General features: G+C 38.2%; 7 protein-coding genes and 1 tRNA gene. 1 reads left to right on the top strand and 7 read right to left on the bottom strand.

All coding sequences use genetic code 11. From position 1 onward, the window contains the following. The 6 genes from fabD to HMPREF3249_RS01625 all read right to left on the bottom strand — a co-directional run bounded on the left by fabD (window position 1) and on the right by HMPREF3249_RS01625 (window position 4,677). On the bottom strand, window positions 1–927 hold the full coding sequence (gene fabD / locus HMPREF3249_RS01600; protein ID WP_004224371.1) for an ACP S-malonyltransferase: 927 nt from the start codon (window positions 925–927) through the stop codon (window positions 1–3). Beyond that, window positions 920–1,894: an enoyl-[acyl-carrier-protein] reductase FabK gene (gene fabK / locus HMPREF3249_RS01605; RefSeq protein ID WP_049514558.1), complete on the bottom strand. Its 975-nt coding sequence runs from the start codon at window positions 1,892–1,894 to the stop codon at window positions 920–922. Before fabK ends, fabD begins: the two co-directional genes overlap by 8 nt. A 212-nt stretch (window positions 1,895–2,106) precedes the next feature. Continuing rightward, window positions 2,107–2,331, bottom strand: a complete 225-nt coding sequence (locus HMPREF3249_RS01610) for an acyl carrier protein (RefSeq protein ID WP_003026017.1) — start codon at window positions 2,329–2,331, stop codon at window positions 2,107–2,109. A gap of 53 nt (window positions 2,332–2,384) precedes the next feature. Then, window positions 2,385–3,359, bottom strand: coding sequence for a beta-ketoacyl-ACP synthase III (locus HMPREF3249_RS01615; RefSeq protein ID WP_049533204.1), 975 nt, complete (start codon window positions 3,357–3,359; stop codon window positions 2,385–2,387). Beyond that, a complete protein-coding gene (locus tag HMPREF3249_RS01620; RefSeq protein WP_003026022.1) occupies window positions 3,359–3,793 on the bottom strand; it encodes a fatty acid biosynthesis transcriptional regulator FabT in 435 nt (144 codons plus the stop codon). Before HMPREF3249_RS01620 ends, HMPREF3249_RS01615 begins: the two co-directional genes overlap by 1 nt. A 92-nt stretch (window positions 3,794–3,885) precedes the next feature. Further along, complete coding sequence (locus HMPREF3249_RS01625; protein ID WP_003043475.1) at window positions 3,886–4,677, bottom strand: enoyl-CoA hydratase; 792 nt, start codon at window positions 4,675–4,677, stop codon at window positions 3,886–3,888. A gap of 167 nt (window positions 4,678–4,844) precedes the next feature. Between HMPREF3249_RS01625 and HMPREF3249_RS01630 the strand changes: the two genes are divergently transcribed. Further along, window positions 4,845–6,194 carry an aspartate kinase gene (locus tag HMPREF3249_RS01630; RefSeq protein ID WP_049533205.1) on the top strand — a complete coding sequence of 450 codons (1,350 nt, stop codon included), beginning with the start codon at window positions 4,845–4,847 and terminating at the stop codon, window positions 6,192–6,194. Between the two features lie 470 nt (window positions 6,195–6,664). Here HMPREF3249_RS01630 and HMPREF3249_RS01635 read toward each other — a convergent pair. Beyond that, a tRNA-Asn gene (locus tag HMPREF3249_RS01635) sits at window positions 6,665–6,738 on the bottom strand. Between the last annotated feature and the right edge of the window lies 1 nt (window position 6,739).

Raw genomic sequence — 6,739 nt, forward strand, 5'->3', positions numbered from 1 at the left:
CTATTCCTTATTTTCTAGAAGAGTAGATAAACTTCTAACATCTTCAACGTGAGCAACCTTTGCTGATTTATCAATTTTTTTAACAAAACCAGAAAGAACCTTACCTGGACCAATTTCAATAAAATTAGTTACACCAACTTTTTGCATCGTTGCAATACTATCATAAAAACGAACTGGTTCCATAACTTGACGAGTTAAGAGTTCCTTAATTCGTCCTTGTTCCATGACAGTTGCTTCTGTATTTCCTACCAAAGGAAGTTTGAAATCAGCAAATTCAACTGTTTCCAAAACTTTTGCCAATTTATCACTTGCAGGTTTTAGCAAAGCTGTATGAAATGGACCGGAAACATTCAAAGGGATGAGACGCTTAACGCCAGCTTCTTTTAACAATTCCACTGCTTTGTCAACCGCTTCAACTTCACCACCAATAACAATCTGACTAGGTGTATTGTAGTTTGCTGGTGATACAATTCCCAGCTGGCTTGCCTTTTGACAAGCTACTTCAATTGTAGCTAAATCGGCATTTAAAACCGCAACCATTTTACCAGAGCCAGCAGGAGCTGCTTCTTCCATAAAAGCACCACGCTTTGCCACCAAATCAACCGCCGTTGTAAACTTCAAAGCACCTGCTGCTACCATGGCAGAGTATTCCCCAAGAGAAAGGCCTGCTACCATATCAGCTTGCATTCCTTTTTCTTGCAATAATCGGTAAATAGCAACCGAAGTGGTTAAAATTACTGGCTGAGTATAGCGTGTCTGATTGAGCTTTTCTTCCTCATTATCTATCAGATATCGTAGATCATAGCCCAATACTTGACTTGCTTCATCATAGGTTGCCCTCACTACATCAAACTGATCGTAAAGGTCACGAGCCATTCCCAGATACTGAGCACCCTGACCTGCAAATAGAAAGGCTGTTTTAGTCATTTCTAGTTACTCCTGCCCAACGGCTAGCTTCTTTTTGGATTACCTCTGCTGCACCGTAGTAAATATCTTTTAAAATTTCTTCAACTGTTTCTTCTTTGCTGACAAGCCCCGCAATTTGTCCTGACATGACAGAACCATGTTCAACATCACCGCGAACAACTGCATTTGCAAGAGCGCCAGCTCCTAAATTCTCAAAAACAGTTAAATCAGGATTTTCTTGCTTAAAAGCATCCTTTTCTGCTTGGTCAAATTCTCTAGTTAGTTTATTTTTCAAAGCTCGTACCGCATGACCAAAATGTTGAGCAGAAATAGTGGTATCAATATCCCGAGCTTTCAAAATCATATTTTTATAATTTTGGTGCGCATTTGACTCTTTTGCAACGACGAAACGTGTTCCCACTTGAACAGCCTCTGCACCAAGCATAAAGCCTGCAGCTGCACCGCGACCATCTGCGATTCCACCCGCTGCAATCACAGGAATATCAACTGCTTCAACTACCTGACGAACCAAAGTCATGGTGGTTAATTTTCCAATATGCCCACCTGCTTCCATTCCTTCAGCAATGACTGCATCTGCACCAATTTTTTCCATTCGCTTAGCCAATGCTACACTTGGAACTACTGGAATGACTGTAATACCTGCGTCGTGGAAACGAGTCATATATTTACTTGGATTTCCTGCACCAGTTGTCACAACCTTGACACCTTCTTCAATCACTAAGTCAACAATATCTTCCACAAACGGTGACAACAGCATGATATTCACGCCAAAAGGTTTGTCTGTCAATGACTTAATTTTATCAATATTAGCTTTGACAACTTCTTTCGGTGCATTACCACCACCGATAATGCCAAGACCTCCCGCTTTAGAAACTGCACCAGCCAAGTCACCATCAGCAACCCAGGCCATTCCTCCCTGGAAAATAGGATATTTAATATTTAACAATTCTGTAACACGTGTTTGCATAATACCTTCCTTTATATTGCTTAAGTAATAGCTCAATCATCTCAAGTATACCCTTTGTATAATTTGAAAATCAAACTATTACCTAAACAAGAGGGAGTGGAACCTATCATCTTTAAATTGATTTTATCGTTCCACCCCAGCAAAATTAACTGTCTACCTCAATACCTTTTTTAAAAGAGGGCGAGAATCTTCTCTCAGCCCCGTTTCATTTTTTATTTTGTTTTTTCTTCCACATAAGCGACCAAGTCACCAACTGTGTTCAATCCTTCTTCAGTTTCAATTTGAATATCGAATGCATCTTCGATTTCTGAAATAACTTGGAACAAATCCAATGAATCTGCATCAAGATCATCAAAAGTTGACTCAAGAGTAACTTCTGAAGGTTCCTTACCAAGTTCTTCCACAATAATTTCTTGTACTTTTTCAAATACTGCCATGATAGACTCCTTTAAAAATAAATATTTATATTCATGTGTTTACCACATAATAACTAAATTGTAACAATAAGTGTGCCCCATGTCAAACCTCCACCGAATCCTGACAGCAAAACTGTTTGACTGCCATCAAGGTGAATGAGTCCTTTTTCAACACACTCAGATAAGAGAATTGGAATGCTCGCTGCACTCGTATTCCCATATTCCATCATATTTGCAGGAAGTTTTTCCCTCGCTGCACCAATCTTTTTCGCCATTTTATCTAAAATACGAATATTGGCTTGATGTAATAGTAAATAGTCAATATCCTTTACTTGAATATCACTGGATTCAATCGTATTTTTTATAGATTTTGCCACATCTCGAATAGCAAAATCAAAAATTTTTCGACCATCCATTGTCAAGTAAGGCGCTACTTCTCCCTTTTCAGAATAAGGTGAAGATAAACCAACTTTACCACAAGTCAAGCTTTCCCCACGCGAACCGTCTGTATATTGACTTTCAGCTAAAAAATGCTGCTGCTCTGAGCTCTCTAGCAAAACACCACCAGCACCATCACCGAAAAGAACCGCAGTTGAACGATCAGACCAGTCAAGAACTTTTGATAAGGTTTCACTTCCTATAACAAAGCCCTTCTGGTAACGACCTGAAGAAATTAACTTTTCAGCTGTCGACAGAGCGAAGATAAAGCCACTGCAAGCCGCTGTCAAATCAAAGGCAAAAGCATGATTTGCACCAATATTTGCTTGAACTCGTGCAGCCGTTGAAGGCATCATAGAGTCTGGGGTGATAGTTGCCACAATGATAAAGTCTAGCTCATCTGCATGGATATTCGCCTTTTTCAACAATTGACTTGCCACCTTTGTAGCCAAATCACTCGTTGATTCTGTTTGTGACAGATGACGGCGTTCTATTCCTGTCCGACTTGAAATCCATTCATCGCTCGTATTCATTATCTTTGCCAAATCATCATTTGTAACCACCTGACTTGGAGCATAATGAGCGACTTGACTAATTTTCGCATAGTTCATTATTTCAAATCCTCTAGAAAACGATACAGATTAGTCAGACCTTTTCCCATGACCTTCATCTCTTCAGCATCCATTCCTTCAATGATTCTTTCAACCATTCTCTTGTGAAATCTTCTATGCAAGCGATAAATTAGGCGACCATTTTTTGTCAAATTCAGATGAACAACACGACGATCAACTTCTGAACGTGTCCGTTCAATATAGCCTTTTCTTTCAAGGTTATTTAAACTAGTTGTTACGGTTCCTAATGTCACCATCAATTCCTTTGCTACACTACTAGGAGTCGCATTAGGATTTTTTCCAACAACATCAATCGTGTGCATTTCTTTGATAGAGATATCTTTGAAGCGACTGCCTCTCAAACTAGATTCTTCAATAACCAATACATTATTGAAAATAGATGTTAAATAATCATTGACCAATTGGTAATCCAAAAATCTATCCTCCTCTAACAAAAAAACTTTCAACATCAAAACATTTGACTAGAAAAGTATATCAAATATCAAATTAAATTGCAACTACTTTTTTACTTCCCAGAAAATTTTGGTCGACGCTTCTCAGCATAAGCTCGCACCCCTTCTTTGAAATCTTCTGTGAAAGCCAATGTCTTCTGCAACTGTAATTCGAGTTTTGCATACTCATCCCAACCAGTAAACAAACTCTTCCATACCAATTCTTTAATAGCACGATAAGAATTAAGTGAATGACGTTTCAACTTCTTAATCACTTGATTCGTTGTAGTTTCTAACTTTTCAACTTCACAAACTTTATACAAAAGACCGTAATTTAAAGCTTTTTCTGCGTTTAACGGTTCACCTGTCATTGCTAATTGAGTTGCTCTCGTCACACCAATCGCTCTAGCAAGTAAATACAGACCACCCGCATCAGGAGCAAGACCTACCCCCACAAAGGCTTGAATAAAACGAGAACGCTCCGTTGCAATACAGAAATCTGCAGCTACCACCATATTAGCTGCCGCACCAGCAACTGGTCCATCTACACTCATAATGATAGGCTTAGATAGTTGTTTCATTGAGTAAGAAATTTCATTGACTAATTCAGCAATTTTCACCAAAGACTGAATATCATCTGCCTCCACTGCTCGTTGCATTTCTGCCAAATCACCACCAACAGAAAATACTTTTCCATTTGCATTGATGAGCAATATTTGGACAGCTTTATCCTCAGCAGCCAATTCAATGGCTTTTAAAATCTCCTCACACATGGGAACATTAAACCCATTGGAAACCTCCGGGCGATTCAATGTTAAAGTCGCAACACCGTCATTGACACTATATAAAATATTTTCAAATTGCATTAAATTGCCTCCGACAATTCTTTTCTTTGTCAATTAAATTATTTGAATATCAAATAATATGGTTACATTCTAACATAAAATATTTGCTTTAGCAAGTAAGCACAAGTAAATTTGAAAAGATTTCAGAATTTTGCTATAATTTAAACAAGCAGCCATTAGGAGAATGTATGAAAGTTGTTAAATTTGGAGGAAGTTCACTTGCCTCCGCTGGTCAATTAGAAAAAGTATTACAGATTATAAAAGCTGATCCTGAACGTCGCTTCGTGATTGTCTCTGCACCTGGGAAGCGAAGCACTCAGGATACAAAGGTAACAGATGCCCTCATTAAATATTATCGAGACTATGTTGCTGGTAATGACGTAACAAAACACCAACAGTGGATTATTCAGCGTTATCGAGATATGGCGTTAGAACTGCAGCTTAAACCAAATATTCTAGAGAGAATTTCAAAAAGTTTCCAAAAGCTCGCAAGCCTTCCTATCGAAAATAATAAGTTCTTGTACGATACTTTTCTTGCTGCAGGTGAAAATAACAATGCGAAACTCATTGCGGCTTATTTTACCCAAAATGGCGTAGATGCTCGTTATGTTCACCCTAGAGAAGCAGGACTCATTGTATCCAGCGAACCAGGAAATGCTCGACTTCTCCCTTCCAGTTATGATAAAATCGAAGAACTAAATGAAGCTGACGAAGTATTGATTATCCCAGGATTCTTTGGAGTAACAAAAGACGATCAAATTTGCACCTTTTCACGTGGTGGATCCGATATTACTGGATCCATCATTGCGGCAGGTGTAAAAGCTGATCTTTACGAAAATTTCACAGATGTTGACGGTATTTTTGCAGCACACCCTGGCATTATTCACATGCCACACTCCATTCCAGAATTAACTTATCGCGAAATGCGTGAATTAGCTTACGCAGGTTTTACTGTATTACATGACGAAGCACTCATTCCAGCTTACCGTGGAAAAATTCCACTCGTTATTAAAAATACAAATAACCCCACTCATCCTGGTACAAAAATTGTTTTAAAGCACAGCAACAGGGACTTCCCTGTAGTAGGTATTGCTGCAGATGCCCATTTCACCAGTATCAACATGTCTAAATACCTCATGAACCGTGAAATCGGTTTTGGTAGAAAAGTTCTGCAAATATTGGAAGATCTAAATATCCGCTGGGAGCACATGCCTACCGGTATCGATGACTTATCTATTATTCTTCGGGATCGTGAATTAACCCCCATTAAAGAGGAAGAAATTCTTCGTCAATTAAGACAAAAGTTAGAAGTCGACCACGCAGAAATCGAACATGACCTCTCAATCATTATGATTGTCGGTGAAAAAATGAAAAGTCATATTGGTTTGACCGCTACTGCAACAAAAGCATTATCAGATAATCATATTAATATCCAAATGATTTCGCAAGGATCTAGTGAAGTTTCAATCATGATTGTTATCAATTCCGAACAAGAAAAAGCAGCTATAAAAGCACTGTACAAAGCTTTTTTTGAATAAAAATTGAGAGTCTAGGTAAAAGTTCATAAAATAGTCAAAAAGCTTAAAATCAACGTTTTAATTAACTTGATTTTAAGCTTTTTTTGCTATGAGAGATTATTACACTTTGACCATGAATGAGTTTTTGCTCAGCCACTTGCATTATATTAACCCCAAAATCTTGATGTAGTAGCTGATGATGAAGGCAACAGCGTAAGGGTATGAGTTCGAACTAAAAATTTTCAAATTTTGATTGATTGCTACGCGTAATCTCCCCAGAATGCATTATTTATGGGTGAACTCGTCAGCAAACATAGGCATCTCACCTGTCTCACCCGGAAATCTATTACAAATCCCAATATCAGCTTTTCATCAACCAAGAGCCTGAATTAGTGTTATAAATAATAATTTTAAACTGAGATTCCGCATTCTATTTTAAAAATAGCAAAAAAGAAACCCGATTATATCAAAGGCTTCTAATCATCTATCAACTCCGGCAGTAGGACTCGAACCTACGACATCATGATTAACAGTCATGCGCTACTACCAACTGAGCTATGCCGGAT

This window comes from Streptococcus sp. HMSC36C04 (assembly GCF_001839535.1).
Taxonomy (GTDB): domain Bacteria; phylum Bacillota; class Bacilli; order Lactobacillales; family Streptococcaceae; genus Streptococcus; species Streptococcus hominis.